Genomic DNA, 14,636 nt, shown 5'->3' on the forward strand with positions numbered 1-14,636 from the left:
CTAGTCATATGATAAACCTCCGGAATAGGATTGTAATCCTTTAGTTCTTTATGACTATTATACCTGAAAACCCATTGTCTGATTTGTTCATGACTTCTTAGCCCAAATTTTCTAGCTAATTCTTGAAGGGAACCTTCTCCTGTTAAATAGGCTTCAATGCATTTTAGCTTAAACTCTGTAGAATAATTTTGGTTATGCTTTAGAGACTTTAGCCCCTCGTGCCCTTGATATTGATAGGCTGTAGCCCAGTCTTTAATAGTACAAGGATTGACCCCAAACTGACGAGCTAGTTGAGAACAGGAGGCTTTACCTTCAAGATACCAGGTAACAGCCCTCAGCTTGCCTTCAAAAGAAACCTTACTTTTTCTAGACATAATAAAAATCCTACTTTCGTAAACAGTACTTTATGTATTTTTACTGTCTACTTAAGTAGGACTATATCAGTTGAACTGGCTTTTTAAGTTGAATCAATAGTTTCGAATTTTTTAAGTGTGCTCCTTCTATTACTTTTACTATTTTAGTATTACGTACTGGGGGGAACAATGCCATTAGTCTAATTTGTTGTAAACATGCATTCTACCATATATCGCATCAGAACCAAAACGAACTTGTCCATTACTATCAAAGAAAATTGGGTCACTGGTTGGTCCATCATTGTGAGCAAATCCTGCTACATAACTGCCATCTTGAGCAAAACCATTATGTAGCTGACTACTTGTGTCACTATAACCGTCTTCGGCAGTAACACGAGTCACACTACCAGATGGGGAAACCATAATTGTATCTCCTAAGTCATTTTGATAGGTACCAGCAACACTAGAGAAATCACCATTGGCAATTGCTGTAGTATCAACTGCAGTGGTAGTTGATGCTTGTTCAGCTGGAGCAGCTGGAGTAGCTGGTTGTTCTGTTGTAGCTCCCTGATTTCCTACAGCTGTTCCTTCAGTAGGATTGGTTGACGCAACTTCCTGTTGAGAAGTGCCAGCAACATTACTGGCATCTGCAATACAGATGTTTTTCTCCAAGAAGTTCAGACACGGATATATTCAAGCGTTTAGCCAAGTGGTCTAATGTTTCTAGTTTAGGTTGCGATTTTCCACTCTCTATTCTTGTTAATTGACGAACAGATAGAACCTTCTTATCATCACAAAATGTCTCCTTTGTTAGACCCTGTGCTAATCTTAATTCTCTTAATCGGTGACCAAAGTCTTGTCCCAACATAACTTTCTCCAGTCTATTTAAGATTATTACGAACATTGTTACTTTTAGTATTATAACAATTACAAAAATCAATTTCAAACTGCAAAAAACCAAGTCAACTTGGACTTGGTCTTGGATTTCATTTTTGAACAAATGGTTGTAAATTACCAACTGGTTGGCAAGGAAATTGGAATGTTGAGTTTGACTTTCATCTTACCGTTAGCAACTGAGGCTTGGTCAATCTCGTAGCCGATGTCAGGGAGTTTAAGCTGAATCTGATCGTTAACCATGCGGATACCACTATTAGATTGAGCGATGCTCTTCTTGAGGTAAGGTAGAACCAGTGATTTAGGGACTGGAAGGCGACCTAGGTGAGCACCTGCTAAGTCTAGTAGGATGACTTCCTTGTTAGTACTAACTGTAAAATCAAGGCTAAATGTTGATCCGACTGGGCCAATGGAAACTGGTACCTTAACTGTCAGATAGGAATCTCCCAAATCTACGGTGCTATTTTGTAGTGTCTCGTCCTTAGAATCCGAAAGGCTTGCTTTAAGCACCTGACGCAGTTGGTTACTATCGAGATTAATTTCGGTAGAAAGACCGCCTGATGATAGGGACGCCCCTCCAATACCTGCTTTAGCTAGGTCAGCTAAAGTAGTTTGTGTTGATACATTTTTTAATTGGTCTTGACTGTCAATCTTGTCCGGAATGAGAAGGGCCGCCACTGCAATAAAGAGCACAATGACGAGGACAATGAGTCGCTTAAACCATTTCCACATAGGGAATACCTCGTTTCAAATTTTCACTTTTGAGGTCTATTGTACTGTAATAAGGGGAAAAAAGCGAGTAAGAACTGGAAATTCTCTCATATTTTCTTAATGCTCAAGCTAGTCTTCACAGTCTAAGAGAAATAAAAGTGATGAGCAGTATCAGATAATCACCTGCTCTTATAGACTCATCCCTACTCCTCTAAAGGAGTGATATCGCTAAGCAGAGACCTGCAGCAGTATTTGCAAAAGCCTGGATAAAGATACTTGGAAGAATAGAGCCACCTACTTTTTTCTCATTGATAGCACCAAAGACGTAAGCTATGAGACTGATAAAGGCAAAAATCATAACAGATTTTAGAAAGCCTATTAGTTGGATAAACATAAGCGCATGAATCAGACCAAATAATAATGACTAGATGAGATTTGCTCCTAGAAATCCTAGTTTTCCTTGCAATCTTTTCAAAAGAAAACCTCTAAAAAAGATTTCTTCTGGTAAGGCAGTCCCTAAGATAGCGTAAGCTAGAATGGCAGGGAGAGCTCCAATTCCCTTTCCAGAAAAATCTGCTGTGGCTGTTTTGCTAGGGTCAAACCAACTGAAAAGCACTACCGAAAAAAGAGTACAAAGTAGGGTAAAACCAAAAATCGTCTGTACTAACCGCCCTTTCTGCTGGGTTTGAACCTTCTTTAAACCAATCCAGTCAAAGAAGCAGACCTTTTTTCTCCTCCAAATCAACCAAGTCATAAAAGGAATGAAGGAGACGATGATCAGTTCCAAAATACCGTTCACCAGTTTAGACATAAACAAGTTCATGACTTTGTCCTCCTTTTCTAGCCAAAAGACAACTTTGACCTTTAAAAATAGATACCTTGCACCTTGATTATACTATTTTTAAAAAATAAGAAAGCCATTTCTTACCAGTCTTGCCAGGTTTCTTTGGCACGAATCACACGGTCCTGCTTATACTCGATATGGTAAACGCGCCAGCCACCAATCCAATCGTCGGCCAGCTTGTACTCAACACTTCCTTGAACATCATCCCCCTGGCCCAAAAGCTTCTCCACTTCTTTTCGCGCCATTCCTTCAAGCTGATACTGGCGTTGAAAACTCCACATCAACTTGTGACGTAGGGAATCTGGAGTATGGGCCCATTTTTCGGGAGTAAATACCCGGTCACGAGGGACAATGATTGCAACATGAACCAGACAAATGATTTCAATGATTAGCCACAAGGCTTTTCGTCGTCTGCGTCTGCTTTCTAGAGTAAGGGATGCCATCAGACTACCTTACCTTCTCTTGCTCCCAATGCTCATCAATCTCGACGGTATGCTCTTTAGCAAAATGGTAGATTATATCTCTAGCCAGGTCTTGAGACACACGAGCCACATTAGTCATACCAGTGTCTAAGTCTGCTGTGTCGTGCTCTAAGCGATACTTGCCATTCTCGTACTCTACAAAGATGAAACGAGGGGACTCTTTACCGCCATAGGTAAAATAAAGACTATCATAGGATACAGGAAGTTGCACAAGAGCATCCCAGATGTCACTTTCTCTTGGGCCTGCAATCGTATCATAGTTCACCTCATCTGCTGTCGAAATACGCATGACTAGACCTTCTGATTTCTTCCTAAGAACCGTTAACCAATAAAATAAATCCATCTTTTTTCTCCTTTAAATAATGATGCCTTTTTGCTTCAGATTATCCAGACATTCCTGTAAATAGATAGCATTATGCTCTGGATAAATAATAGGCGGTAAATTTTCCTCTTCAAGCCTGTCGTAGGCTGGCAGTTGCTTTCCTCGATACTCTTTTTCAAACCATTCGGGGCTGACACGATAGCCACGTTTCGTCATTTCTTGCATAATAAGCTCATGGTATCTAAACAGGCGATATGGAGAATAATCAAAAACATAGTTAACCGTCGCATGTTTGCGTTGCCACCCCTTGCCACGAAGGGCACAACATTCTCGGTGTTGTCCTAATAATTGCTGACGGGGTAGTTTTGAAATCAAGGCTTGATGCCATAGTCTCATTTGCTACCTCCATTAATCAGAGTTGACTCCTCAAGATAGCGATTAGGATACTTTGTGAGGAGCTCTCTGACGGATGTCACCAAATGGAGCTGGGAAATACGACCTGCCGCATAGCTATCCAATTGGGCCATAAACATCTCTTTCTCACTGGTAGTTGCTTCTTTCTTAAAATAGCCCCAGATATGTTGGAAGGCATTAACGACCTGACCTGGATTTTCAGGAAGGTCCAGGGCTTGATCAATGTAGGCCTGAACCTGATCCAAACGAACCTCATCTTGCTTTAGATAGGTACGGATTTCTAGGTAAATCTTGTTGGAATGGCTGAGCACCAGGTACTTATTTGCTGCCCAAAGTCGCTCGCACTGGCGGCGGGGATTGCTTGTTGTCATTAGAGACCTTCCTTTATTGCTTTCTTAACAGTATAGCATAGTTTAAATAGGGAGCATAGACCATCCTCCTAATCCGTATCGGTTTAACTTTCAAAAATAGTCCAAACATTTTCAGAAAGGAGATTTTGCTTGGTTCGTTTGAAAACGTTTGCTATACTTGAGTTATCAAAGAAAGGAGACAAGCCTATGACATTGTCCAAAAAACTCACACTTTCTCTTGCCTCTATGGCAGTTCTTGGTCTTTTAGCAGCCTGCTCAAACCAGAAGGCTCAAACACCTGAAAGCTCTGCAAGCACCCAACAAAGTTCAAGTAAGGTTTCATCTTCTCAAAGTTCTGAAGCTACCAAACAGACTGAAGGGCTAGATGGCACCTATAAGGGAACTGATGAAAATGATCGTATTACTCTTACCATCTCCGGAAATACTGGAACTTGGGAAGAGGACGAAGCAGAGGGCGAGAAGGAAAGCAAGTCTGTAACAGTCAACCCTGACAATCAAAGTCTAACGATTGGGGATGATATCAAATACTATAAACTTGATGGGAATCAGCTAACTATTGAAGATGATGACCACGATCCTAACGATACCCTTGTATTGAAAAAATAATATGAAAACTCTTAGCTACAATCTTTCTGGATTTAGCTAAGAGTTCTTCGTTTTTATGCTATACTATAAGCGTAAAGAAAGCGAATACAAATAGGAGGTTGACGATGAATCAAAGAAAACTATGGGTGACGCTCTTTGCGGTATCCATTATGGTGACTCTTATTGGGTTGGGATTTTCTGTATATAACTATTTTGTCTTTGATAAGCCTTTTATGACTCCCACTACAAAAGGGTTACTAGCTGCATTTTTCCTGTGTGCGACAATGGTTGCCATTAGTCTATCCAAGCCAGATAGGAAGTAAAGATAAGAAGAGGTATAAGTTTGGAGACTTATACCTCTTTTGATACCACATTATTTAATCTTGTGTTTGTTCATCTTTTCTTCAAAAATGTCTGTCATAATCTTACGTAACTCTTCTCTCTCTTTTTCAGGAAGGTCCCCTTGGCGCTTAGCCACTGCATAAAGTTCAGGATATTGCTTGGCTACACGCTCGACTGTCTTAGTCGTCGCATGACTTCTCACAAAGAAAGGAATACGTTTAATCCATTCTTGTGGTACCAAGTCAAGCAACTTCTTAGCCGCTTCCTTATCAGAAATCTCAGCTGTGCTCAAACCTTTTTCGATTTGCTTTTGTTCTTGTTCTGTAAAATCTTTTAATTCCATAACTTGCTCCTCTTTATCTTTATATAGTAGATTTTACACTCTTACATGAGAATATACAACTGATTGGGATGGGATGTTGCTAGCTGTGAACAATAATAGAATTAGGAAAATCATGATTTCTTTTTTCCTAAAATACCGTACAAAAAGATCTGATGGATTTGCTTAACATCTGTTTCTAAATTATCACTATGGGCTAACTGATTTCCCACACTATTGAGAGCATCCATAACATTTAAAATAAGCTCTGTCGATAGGTCTTCAGCAATAAGGCCCTCTGCTTTTCCGAGATGAATATAAGCACGATAGATGTCACGTTTTTTTGCAGTGATTGCTTTCGTTAGGAGACTTGAGAAAGCGGGATCTCTCACCGTTTTATCTTGAAAATAGTCCGAGATTTGCTGACTCATTTTCTCCTGACATAGGTCTAAAGCCTGGTCTAATTTTGTATTAAAAGCTAGATTACTTTTTAAAATATCCTCGGCTTGCTGGGTTATTTCTTCAAACAAGTCATTAACACAAAGAGCCACCAAATTATCTTTGCTCCCAAAATAATTGTAGATAGAAACAGGTGATACTTCTGCTACCTCTGCAATAGATTTTATACTCGTTTCCTTAAAACCTTTTTCTTTGAATAGATGCAAAGCTGCTTGAATAATCGCTTGCTTCTTTTTCTCAGTCGTCTTTTGATATTGATTCATGTGAACACCTCAGTTACTACCAATTGTAGCATAAGTTTGAAATACATACCTGTATATTTCATTTTTCTTGCTATTCTGACTACCTTTCTCTATAATAAAGTTTGAAATTTAATCGTCGCTATTTCAAACTTTATTTGCAAAAAAGGGAGGGAACATGCTCATTCAATATCTTATAAAGCAATCTAAAAATCCGAGTGGTCTTGTCGGGCGAGTGATTACCAACATCTGGTCGTCCTATTTTAAGAAATTCAGTCTTTGGGCAATCAAACAGACTACCATTTCAGATAATAGTCGGATTTTAGAAATCGGTTATGGCGGTGGTAGCACTATCAAAAACCTACTTGCTTTAGATAAAAATCTTGACATTTATGGCATTGATATTTCCAAGGAGTCTTATCAAACTGCTAAACGGATGCTTTTAAAGTCAATAGAAAACGATAGTGTCCAGCTGATGGTTGGAAATGTCGAAAATCTTCCCTACCAAAATCATTATTTTGATCTTGTCTTTGCCATTCAGACCCATATTTTCTGGAAAGATTTAAAACAAAGCTTTCAGGAAATCTATCGAGTCATGTCCAATCATTCTACTCTGATTATTGCTTCCGAAAAAGAAAAATTAAGTATCATATGACAGATTATGGAACAAGTTCTGAATTGAGTCAGTTATTAATAAGTATTGGATTTTCAAAGATTGAAGAAAGGCAAAATCACAAATGGGTTTTATACATTGTTATTAAAAGACATTAGGAAATTGATAGACAAATTCCCACTTGACTTAAGAAAAGCTCTCCCCCATAGCAACACGAAAAGAGAAGACTAAGTTAGTCTTCTCTTTGTGTAAGCTTTACGCTTTTGAAGTTAGGATATAAGTCAAAGGTAAGTAAATTACTTTTAATATACGGAGTTAAGGCGTTTTTTTGATTCATGTCTAAAAACTTTTCGGAAGCATCAACTGTGATGGTAGTTTTCGAGCATAACAAAAAGTAGTGAAGAGATTCCATCGTTGGAATCTTCTTCACTACTTTTCTTCTCTCTTTCCTACTCAATCACCAATAGCAGTATTTCAGAGTTTCCACCCTTCAATCAACCAGTCCGAAAAAGCATCATATCTTTCTTGGAGATGGTCATGATGACCGTAGGGGTCAAATGCTGAATAAGTAGACAAGCACTGTTTTTTGATAAGTTCATGCACTTCTTTGGCATAACTAGGAGCTTTGGCCAGTCTATTCTTATGATTAGCCCCCTCGGTCAAACCGTTATGTAAATATACCGAGCAAGTCTTATTAAGAAGCTGGTGGGCTTTGCAGTAATCTACAAAATTTGGATACCAGAAGGATCCACAAATGGAGAAGATCAAAGGCATCTTATCACTGCTATAAAGACTGGAAATAGCTGCCAAACCACCTAGTGAGTAGCCTCCGTAAGCCATACGACTTTCATCCAGTAGGAACTCCTGTGCGATGCGTTTGAAAACATCACCAAATAGTTGGTCATGATAGCTGGCTAGCTTGCCACCAAAATCAGGATTTCCAGGTCTCAAAGCCTGAGCATACCAAGGTGTAAAATCATCCAAGCGATGCTTGGGCTCAAGGCCTATCAGGATAACAGAATTCGCTAGTTTTCCCAGATAATCCAGTTGACCATCGTTCAGAAAAACAGCTGGATAAGTCTTAGTAGCATCATAAGACCCAGGAAGGGCAATCGTCACTCGAATGCCATGGCAGACAAAGTCTTTATTTATTAACAAAGTCATTAACCTTCTCAAGAGAATCAATCACAGATGGACCGTAATCCATAAGCTCATCATAAGAAATAGTCAGGATTTTCTTGTTTTTAACAGCTGGAACATTTTCAAGAACAGGGTTCTTTTCCATCTTGTCTTTAGCATCCTTGTCCATGGCCTTATTACGGTCACTGGTTACATAGATAATCAATTCTGGTTCCATTGACACAAGATTTTCCAGAGTCAAATCTGATGTTCCTGTCGCAACATTGGTATAACCAAGCTGATTAAGCATACTTTCTTGAAGGGCAGATTTATAAGTTCCAAAGGTCTCATCGTTGTAGGCACACATGATCAGAGCCTTCTTCAAGTCTTTGTCAGAAGACTTGTTTTCTTTTTAACGGCGTCGATACGCTTTTGGAGTTGTCCTGCATACTTGTCTGCCTTGTCTTGAACGTTGAAAATGTCACCAATATTTTTAACATCTTCGATGATATTATTCAAATCTTGTTTGGTTGTTGAAACAGAAGCTTTTTGCGTATAGACGGGAATGTCGTTGCTGTTCCACGTGCTGATGGTTCCCATTGATTTGTCTGAGAACATCATGTTACGACCAATAAGGGCATCAGGTCCGTAAGCCAAGATGGCTTCTTGAGAGATGGTCTTCTTATCACCAATATGTGGGATTGAGGCAATGTCTTCCTTATATTTATCGGTTACTTCATTGTCAGGGTTAAGCATACCGACAATCTTATCTTTTAAACCAAGCTCAATCAAGATTTCCGTTGATGAAAGGTTGTTTGTGATAACCTTTTCTGGTGCCTTTTTGAAGACTTGATCTAACTCTGTTCCTTTATCGTCATAAGTTTTGACGGTCAAAGGATACTGCGTTTCTGAATTGGTCTTTTTCACCGTTTCTTTTGCTGCTGATGACGATGATGTGCTGTTTTTATATGTAGAACTGCATGCTGTCAATGTGAGGACTGCTGCAGCGATTAATGCGATACCAAAAGTTTTCTTGTTCATAAGGCCTTCCTTTCCTAGGCTTATAAATACTGAATCATTGCCTGCTGGTCATCCGTCCAGGTAATACGACTCTGAACATCATAAACCGCCTGCAAGGATTGTGGAGTTACGGCATCCCTTGGGACACCTTGGGCAACAATCTCACCTCCTTTCAATAGGTATATATAATCTGAAAAACGACAGGCCAATTGAATATCGTGGAGAACTGCAAGAACATTAATGCCGAGTTCCTTGACCAAGGCCAACATCTCCAACTGATACTTAATATCCAAATGGTTGGTAGGCTCATCCAATAAAAGGAGTTTAGGTTCCTGAGCCAAAGCACGCGCTAGTATAACTCTTTGTTTTTCGCCACCTGATAGGGATGAATAATAGCGTACCTTCTTTTCAGACATGCCAACCTTGTCTAGGGCATTCTGGACAAGCAAGAGGTCCCGCTCCGATTCTTTTTGCAGAAAGGAAAGATGGGGCGTTCGGCCAAGCATGACAATTTCTTCCACCGTACAATCAAATTGAAGGGTGTTAAACTGTGTCACAACGGCCATTTCTTTTGCAGTTTCCTTTAGGCTTACCTGATCTAGGCTTTTTCCATCAAGTAAAATCTGACCGCTATCTGGTTTCAACTGACGATAAATGGTTTTGAGCAAGGTTGATTTCCCACTTCCATTTGGTCCTAGTATAGTCTGGAATTGTCCGCCTTCGACCTTTAGGGAGACTCCATTTAGGATTTTTTTCTCTCCAATCGAATAATGAATATCCTTACACTTTACATCCATAAGTCTAAACCACCTTCCTACGATTTTTAGTCACAATATAAATAAAGAAAGGTGCACCAACTAAGGCTGTAAAGATACCGATAGGTAGCTCTGCATTTTTAACGAGGATTCTAGCTAAAACGTCTGCCCAAACCACAAACAAGGAACCTAGGAGAGTTGCTACTGGAAAAAGCTTACGATAATTAGTCCCGACTAAACTTCTAGCAATATGAGGGGTAATCAAGCCGACAAAACCAATAATACCACAGCTAGCAACCAAGACGGCCGTTATGACCGCAACGATGGCAATATAAAGATACCAATAGAGTTTAAGTGGAATCCCTAAAGTCAAAGCTGCTTCATCTCCCATCATCATGGCATTGAAGACACGATACTGTGTTGAGAAAAAGAGAAAGGCCAAACCAACCACTACCGCTGGAAGCAGCAAATCTGACCAAGATGTTCCTGTCAATGAACCCATAGTCCAAAACTTAATAGTCATGACACTATCTGCTGTCGCTCCAATAGAGATTATAAAATTGGCAAAAGCAATAAAGAGGGCATTAACAACCGTTCCAGATAAAATCAGGCCAGAGGTGGTCACTCTCCCTTGCATAGAGGCAATGATTAAAACAAGAACCGTCGCTAGGATAGCCCCCACAAAGGCACCCAAACCTACCACAGCTTTAAGGCCTAAAATGATGGCCAAGGTTGCTCCAAAAGTTGCTCCTGCCGAGATTCCTAATATATAGGGCTCAGCAATAGGATTATTGACGGTTGACTGCATAACACTCCCTGACATAGAAAGGCCTGCACCGACCATTAGCCCTAGGAGAACCCTCGGCACTCGCATATTCCAAACAATGGCTTCAAGTGGCTTAGCTATGCTATGACTGGCAATGGGAAGCCCCAATTTACTGAGGATGATACCATAGGTATCACCTAAATCTATAGTGACCGCTCCTAAAGACACTGCTATAAAAACTGACGCTACTACTAAAAATAGAAGCAGACAGAGCAGGCTTAGGTAGCGGGAAAAAACAAGGTGTTTTGTTTTTTAAAAGGCATTAGCACCTCCTTTCCACCTGTAATGTCAGAAAATTTTGACAATACATTTCTAGTATAACATGCCTCAAAGAGATGGGCAAGGTCATTTTAGTATTACATAGAAAAAAGAGCAGTCTTGAACTACTCTTAAGATTTATAAATCTCTGATAAGATTGATACCAAACCAGCTTAGGATTTAGCTTTCTCCATACTGCTACTAGCTATTCTCATGGCAAGAAGAATTATCAACACCTTAATCACAAGGGATAATCCAAGGTTCTCCTCAGTTGATGACAGTTGCGACAAGGAATTGATTAAAGCATGTGTCATGACACACAGCCAAAGACTTCTGGTCTTTGTATAAATGGCGGATAAGATGAAACAATTGCTGAATAAGCCAAGCAAAAATGGTAGCAATTTAACCATTGCGAGAGATCCATCAATGTAAAAATAGAGCAAATGCCACAGTGACCAGGCTACAAATGTACAAAGAGTTGATACTATATAGGTTAACTTTTCTTGCAAAGTAGGCTGGAAAAAATAACGCCAACCGATTTCTTCGATACCACCAAAAACGAGGGCTTTTACAAATAAAATTATGGGAAGATACCAAGTTGGAATAATCATTTTCCCACTCAAAACCAATGGTAAAAAATCCAATCCTATAAAAATGAGGACTAAGAGATAGTTAAGAGGAGCTTGTTTGACTTGAAAAAATCTCTGACAAGCTGTTTAAAACTAGAATGATGATAGCGAATGCTAACATAGCCTCCCCAAATAGCTGAGGACAAGCCACCTAACATCAGGGTAAAGAGTCCAATTGGAGTCCCATAATCAACCCTAACTTCTCCTGCTCTTAGTAACCAAACAAGAAGACTGACTAATAAGATTTGTCCAAAGGTGCCCGCCAGATAAAACGACAAGGCTTGTTTTCTATTCATATCTTGATACCTTTTCCTTTTTCTTGGCAGTTCAGGTTGTTAATAGGAGGTAGGAAATAAATAATGCTAACTCATTTTTTAGAATTTTTTTCAACGAGTTCTTTCAGTCTTTCTTTTTCCTGGATAAGCATAGACTTCTCAATAGGTGACCACTCACCAAATAATTTTTCGCGAAGAACTGACGATGCTGTTCCCTCATCCTCCAAGGAATTATAAATACATCTTCTATCTCGTTGGTAAATCTGGATGTACTCAAAAATACTACTAGTTTCCAGCTCTTGAAGATTTTCCACTAAACGGTCTACAATCGCATCATGATGCGCCTTAGGTGTCGCTCTCGCTTGACTTGGTTCCAAAGCATAAAGTTCTTCATAACGAATCTTAGTACTAAGATAAGAGAGTTCAGGCTTTGTTGCTATCAAGGCAAGTGCTACTTGGTATCCCCTAGAACTCAACAATTGGGCTGTTTTTTTAGGAATATCTACAGTTCTCAATGTACCCTCAATCAGAAGGTGGTACCCCAATTTGCTCAGTTCTTCTATCAAAGCTTCAACTAACTTTCCAGCAAAAGTCTTCGTGTAGTTAACACTTTCCTTGCCGTACTTTTCCTGCAATTCAAGATAGTTAGGATGCAAAGAGCGAAAGCTGTCTCCATCAATGATGATGATGTTGCCTTTAAATTCTCTTTGTTTAACACGATGAATGGTTGTCTTTCCAGCACCACTTTGACCACCTAACAAAAAGGCTTTTGGATGCTTCGAGTTGGTTTTTCCACGTGTCAATGAACGCATTGTCCTTTTTAAAGCTCCTTGAAAGTCTACGTCTCTGTAGTTGGCTAATGTCATTAGGCCACCACCTGTTGACTCGCTAGCCTTAACATACGTTCGATACCGTCCATATAACCACTATAACGTTCAACTTCGTCAAAACTTTCAATTAAGTAAATCTTAGTATTAATCAAGTCAGATAAATCGTCACTCATAAGAATCCATGGATTCGTTTCATCATCAAAGGCAATTCCTTGATTATCTTGATAGCGATAAAGCTGTGATAAAATACCGGCTCCACGTTCTTTCAACACTTCAATCTTCGTGGTCAACTGGTAGTCTTCAACCGGTGTGAGCATCTTCTCTTCTCCTACAAGATCAACATAAGAAACATTCAATGTCTGACAAATACGGTCCAACAATTCTGTTGAAATAGCACTTGTTCCATTTTCATACCGACTAAGACTATTGCGTGAAATACCAAGTAAGTTAGCTAATTCAGGCTGTGTCAACTGTTTGTACTTTCGTACAGCTTTAATATTTTCTCCAATCATCATGTCCTCCTTTACTTTAATATTATTATAACATAAAAACGCACCAAATTTGGTGCGTAATGTTAACCTAGTCCATATCTACCCATTTGTCATTATCCATGATAAAGGGTTTGGCTAGACCTGGTCCGGTATAGTCCTTGTACTTGGTTGTCAGATACTTGTAGCAATCCTTCTTACTAGAAAATTTAATGGCTTGGTAGGGCTCTTCAAAGGTCAACTTTTCAACAAATAAGTAGCCATCCGTCGTAGGCACCAAGACTCCGACGTGACCGACAAAAAGGGAATCGCCATCCAAATTATCGTGGACTACAACTGACAGCATACGTGCCTTGGCATCAAAGGTGAAATGTTTGTAGTAATCCTCCATATGCTTGGCGTGAACCTTGACATCTTGGGTAGCTTCAGTCTTGACCCTTGAAAAAAGAATGTCAAAGTTTGCCTGGTCCTTGGTATCAAAGAGCTTTCCCTTGTCAATGGCGTCCTTGTCTTGGAAAAGGAGCTCAGTATCACTTTTGACTTGAGGAATCTTGATTTTGCCTTTCAGTAGCGTGTAGGTGTTGATACGACAGTTAGTGCCGATAAAGTCACCATGCTTGGTTGTCCACAGGCTACTGATTTTTTCCACATCATAGTCTGTTTTGGTAAATGGCGCAAAATCCCCTGATAAACCAACAGAACCCACAGTGTTATTGTAATCCTTGACCAGATTGATAAAGTTATCCACACTCCCCTTGTCCAAATGTTTCGAGAGAATGGAACGTACCTCATTAAGACTGACCTTATTATTAAGGTTGGAGTAACTTGGTTTTTCCTCCTTTTTGTGGAGATGTGCAAAAGCTGCTAAACCGACAAGGAATAGGCTAGCTATAGATAAAAGAATTAGCGTCTGTTTTTTTAGATGTTTCATAGGCGCCTCCTTGGCTTCATTATACCAGATTTTGTGAACTACTCCTTCTCAAGATGCTTTTCCACAAGAAAAAAGCCTTGTCGCTATGATACGTACCGTGTCAAGTAGACAATTGAAATAAATAAAATGTGAGGAACCAGGTTGCTTTGGGTTAAGCAGTCTGGTTTTTCTTATCGGCAATAGTTTTCCAGTAATCTCTATATTTTTTAGATTGTTTAATTGGATAATATGGAGCTTGTTCTGGATTTTCTTGTGCTTCAGCTCTCACTTGAGCTGGTGTTTTCCCATTGAATCTCTCTTGGGGATCATGATATAGGTAATAGTGAATGGTCTTTTCGTAAGCCTCTTTCATCTCTTCAAAACTTGACACATTAGGATAAAGAACTGCTCTCATTTCCTTTATAATTCCCTGCCAGCTCTCCATTGGCCCATTATCGATACAACGACTGACTCTAGACATTGACTGTGTCATGCCCTGCGCTTTCAACATGTAGGTAAAAGATCGCCGTGTAAATTGAAATCCTCGATCACTATGCAGTAAGGCATGGCTATACCGG

19 protein-coding genes and 4 pseudogenes are annotated in these 14,636 nt (G+C 39.6%); 3 read left to right on the forward strand and 20 right to left on the reverse strand.

Annotated elements, in window-relative coordinates; all coding sequences use genetic code 11:
- From HSISS3_RS06165 to HSISS3_RS06200, 9 genes are all read right to left on the reverse strand, one after another.
- The coding region (locus tag HSISS3_RS06165; RefSeq protein WP_167546246.1) for a helix-turn-helix domain-containing protein at positions 1 to 374 on the reverse strand (374 nt) is incomplete at its 3' end.
- A gap of 174 nt (positions 375 to 548) precedes the next feature.
- Entirely contained in the window at positions 549 to 1,025 is a 477-nt protein-coding gene (locus HSISS3_RS06170) for a DUF6287 domain-containing protein (protein ID WP_021152084.1), read from the reverse strand.
- Positions 991 to 1,257, reverse strand: coding sequence for a helix-turn-helix domain-containing protein (locus HSISS3_RS11660; RefSeq protein ID WP_134954288.1), 267 nt, complete (start codon positions 1,255 to 1,257; stop codon positions 991 to 993). Before HSISS3_RS11660 ends, HSISS3_RS06170 begins: the two co-directional genes overlap by 35 nt.
- A 107-nt stretch (positions 1,258 to 1,364) precedes the next feature.
- Entirely contained in the window at positions 1,365 to 1,979 is a 615-nt protein-coding gene (locus HSISS3_RS06175) for a hypothetical protein (RefSeq protein WP_021145692.1), read from the reverse strand.
- Positions 1,980 to 2,382: 403 nt separating this feature from the next.
- Positions 2,383 to 2,781: a CPBP family glutamic-type intramembrane protease gene (locus HSISS3_RS06180; protein WP_021152086.1), complete on the reverse strand. Its 399-nt coding sequence runs from the start codon at positions 2,779 to 2,781 to the stop codon at positions 2,383 to 2,385.
- A 101-nt stretch (positions 2,782 to 2,882) separates the two neighbouring features.
- A complete protein-coding gene (locus HSISS3_RS06185; RefSeq protein ID WP_042771896.1) occupies positions 2,883 to 3,245 on the reverse strand; it encodes a hypothetical protein in 363 nt (120 codons plus the stop codon).
- 4 nt (positions 3,246 to 3,249) lie between these two features.
- Positions 3,250 to 3,627 (reverse strand): hypothetical protein, encoded by a 378-nt coding sequence (locus HSISS3_RS06190; protein ID WP_021152088.1) that lies wholly within the window; start codon positions 3,625 to 3,627, stop codon positions 3,250 to 3,252.
- Positions 3,628 to 3,639: 12 nt separating this feature from the next.
- Positions 3,640 to 4,002, reverse strand: coding sequence for a TIGR02328 family protein (locus tag HSISS3_RS06195; RefSeq protein ID WP_042771897.1), 363 nt, complete (start codon positions 4,000 to 4,002; stop codon positions 3,640 to 3,642).
- Entirely contained in the window at positions 3,999 to 4,391 is a 393-nt protein-coding gene (locus tag HSISS3_RS06200) for a YbgA family protein (RefSeq protein WP_021152090.1), read from the reverse strand. Before HSISS3_RS06200 ends, HSISS3_RS06195 begins: the two co-directional genes overlap by 4 nt.
- A gap of 186 nt (positions 4,392 to 4,577) precedes the next feature.
- Between HSISS3_RS06200 and HSISS3_RS06205 the strand changes: the two genes are divergently transcribed.
- Both HSISS3_RS06205 and HSISS3_RS06210 read left to right on the forward strand, forming a co-directional pair.
- Positions 4,578 to 4,997 carry an SP_0198 family lipoprotein gene (locus HSISS3_RS06205; protein WP_021152091.1) on the forward strand — a complete coding sequence of 140 codons (420 nt, stop codon included), beginning with the start codon at positions 4,578 to 4,580 and terminating at the stop codon, positions 4,995 to 4,997.
- Positions 4,998 to 5,101: 104 nt separating this feature from the next.
- A complete protein-coding gene (locus HSISS3_RS06210; RefSeq protein ID WP_042771899.1) occupies positions 5,102 to 5,299 on the forward strand; it encodes a hypothetical protein in 198 nt (65 codons plus the stop codon).
- 50 nt (positions 5,300 to 5,349) lie between these two features.
- On the opposite strand, the gene HSISS3_RS06215 is transcribed toward HSISS3_RS06210, so the two are convergent.
- Both HSISS3_RS06215 and HSISS3_RS06220 read right to left on the reverse strand, forming a co-directional pair.
- Positions 5,350 to 5,661, reverse strand: a complete 312-nt coding sequence (locus HSISS3_RS06215) for a hypothetical protein (protein WP_021152092.1) — start codon at positions 5,659 to 5,661, stop codon at positions 5,350 to 5,352.
- Between the two features lie 110 nt (positions 5,662 to 5,771).
- Positions 5,772 to 6,359 (reverse strand): TetR/AcrR family transcriptional regulator, encoded by a 588-nt coding sequence (locus HSISS3_RS06220; RefSeq protein WP_021152093.1) that lies wholly within the window; start codon positions 6,357 to 6,359, stop codon positions 5,772 to 5,774.
- 154 nt (positions 6,360 to 6,513) lie between these two features.
- On the opposite strand from HSISS3_RS06220, the pseudogene HSISS3_RS06225 reads away from it, so the two are divergent.
- A pseudogene (locus HSISS3_RS06225) lies at positions 6,514 to 7,106 on the forward strand (class I SAM-dependent methyltransferase).
- 316 nt (positions 7,107 to 7,422) lie between these two features.
- Here HSISS3_RS06225 and HSISS3_RS06230 read toward each other — a convergent pair.
- From HSISS3_RS06230 to HSISS3_RS11665, 9 genes and pseudogenes are all read right to left on the reverse strand, one after another.
- A complete protein-coding gene (locus tag HSISS3_RS06230; protein WP_021152095.1) occupies positions 7,423 to 8,112 on the reverse strand; it encodes an alpha/beta hydrolase-fold protein in 690 nt (229 codons plus the stop codon).
- Positions 8,093 to 9,108: pseudogene (locus tag HSISS3_RS06235) on the reverse strand (ABC transporter substrate-binding protein). The gene HSISS3_RS06230 and the pseudogene HSISS3_RS06235 overlap by 20 nt, the downstream one beginning before the upstream one ends.
- 20 nt (positions 9,109 to 9,128) lie before the next feature.
- A complete protein-coding gene (locus HSISS3_RS06240; protein ID WP_021152098.1) occupies positions 9,129 to 9,884 on the reverse strand; it encodes an ABC transporter ATP-binding protein in 756 nt (251 codons plus the stop codon).
- Between the two features lie 4 nt (positions 9,885 to 9,888).
- Positions 9,889 to 10,884 carry a FecCD family ABC transporter permease gene (locus HSISS3_RS06245; protein ID WP_051176048.1) on the reverse strand — a complete coding sequence of 332 codons (996 nt, stop codon included), beginning with the start codon at positions 10,882 to 10,884 and terminating at the stop codon, positions 9,889 to 9,891.
- Between the two features lie 215 nt (positions 10,885 to 11,099).
- Positions 11,100 to 11,851 (reverse strand): annotated as a pseudogene (locus HSISS3_RS06250) (CPBP family intramembrane glutamic endopeptidase).
- A 71-nt stretch (positions 11,852 to 11,922) separates the two neighbouring features.
- Complete coding sequence (locus HSISS3_RS06255) at positions 11,923 to 12,696, reverse strand: zeta toxin family protein (RefSeq protein WP_042771901.1); 774 nt, start codon at positions 12,694 to 12,696, stop codon at positions 11,923 to 11,925.
- Entirely contained in the window at positions 12,696 to 13,172 is a 477-nt protein-coding gene (pezA, locus tag HSISS3_RS06260; RefSeq protein ID WP_021152102.1) for a type II toxin-antitoxin system antitoxin PezA, read from the reverse strand. The genes HSISS3_RS06255 and pezA overlap by 1 nt, the downstream gene beginning before the upstream one ends.
- Positions 13,173 to 13,239: 67 nt before the next feature.
- On the reverse strand, positions 13,240 to 14,079 hold the full coding sequence (locus HSISS3_RS06265) for a DUF4300 family protein (protein ID WP_021152103.1): 840 nt from the start codon (positions 14,077 to 14,079) through the stop codon (positions 13,240 to 13,242).
- Between the two features lie 418 nt (positions 14,080 to 14,497).
- Positions 14,498 to 14,636 (reverse strand): annotated as a pseudogene (locus HSISS3_RS11665) (IS3 family transposase); the annotation flags it as partial.

This window comes from Streptococcus sp. HSISS3, assembly GCF_000448605.1.
Lineage (GTDB): Bacteria > Bacillota > Bacilli > Lactobacillales > Streptococcaceae > Streptococcus > Streptococcus raffinosi.

Bases quoted from the DNA above. Each gene is read 5' to 3' on its own strand.
- HSISS3_RS06215 (WP_021152092.1), bottom strand. From the start codon at position 5,661: ATGGAATTAAAAGATTTTACAGAACAAGAACAAAAGCAAATCGAAAAA.
- HSISS3_RS06265 (WP_021152103.1), bottom strand. From the start codon at position 14,079: ATGAAACATCTAAAAAAACAGACGCTAATTCTTTTATCTATAGCTAGC.
- HSISS3_RS06175 (WP_021145692.1), bottom strand. From the start codon at position 1,979: ATGTGGAAATGGTTTAAGCGACTCATTGTCCTCGTCATTGTGCTCTTT.
- HSISS3_RS06180 (WP_021152086.1), bottom strand. From the start codon at position 2,781: ATGAACTTGTTTATGTCTAAACTGGTGAACGGTATTTTGGAACTGATC.
- HSISS3_RS06220 (WP_021152093.1), bottom strand. From the start codon at position 6,359: ATGAATCAATATCAAAAGACGACTGAGAAAAAGAAGCAAGCGATTATT.
- HSISS3_RS06230 (WP_021152095.1), bottom strand. From the start codon at position 8,112: ATGACTTTGTTAATAAATAAAGACTTTGTCTGCCATGGCATTCGAGTG.
- HSISS3_RS06195 (WP_042771897.1), bottom strand. From the start codon at position 4,002: ATGAGACTATGGCATCAAGCCTTGATTTCAAAACTACCCCGTCAGCAA.
- HSISS3_RS06200 (WP_021152090.1), bottom strand. From the start codon at position 4,391: ATGACAACAAGCAATCCCCGCCGCCAGTGCGAGCGACTTTGGGCAGCA.
- HSISS3_RS06240 (WP_021152098.1), bottom strand. From the start codon at position 9,884: ATGGATGTAAAGTGTAAGGATATTCATTATTCGATTGGAGAGAAAAAA.
- pezA (WP_021152102.1), bottom strand. From the start codon at position 13,172: ATGATTGGAGAAAATATTAAAGCTGTACGAAAGTACAAACAGTTGACA.
- HSISS3_RS06255 (WP_042771901.1), bottom strand. From the start codon at position 12,696: ATGACATTAGCCAACTACAGAGACGTAGACTTTCAAGGAGCTTTAAAA.
- HSISS3_RS06205 (WP_021152091.1), top strand. From the start codon at position 4,578: ATGACATTGTCCAAAAAACTCACACTTTCTCTTGCCTCTATGGCAGTT.
- HSISS3_RS06210 (WP_042771899.1), top strand. From the start codon at position 5,102: ATGAATCAAAGAAAACTATGGGTGACGCTCTTTGCGGTATCCATTATG.
- HSISS3_RS06190 (WP_021152088.1), bottom strand. From the start codon at position 3,627: ATGGATTTATTTTATTGGTTAACGGTTCTTAGGAAGAAATCAGAAGGT.
- HSISS3_RS11660 (WP_134954288.1), bottom strand. From the start codon at position 1,257: ATGTTCGTAATAATCTTAAATAGACTGGAGAAAGTTATGTTGGGACAA.
- HSISS3_RS06185 (WP_042771896.1), bottom strand. From the start codon at position 3,245: ATGGCATCCCTTACTCTAGAAAGCAGACGCAGACGACGAAAAGCCTTG.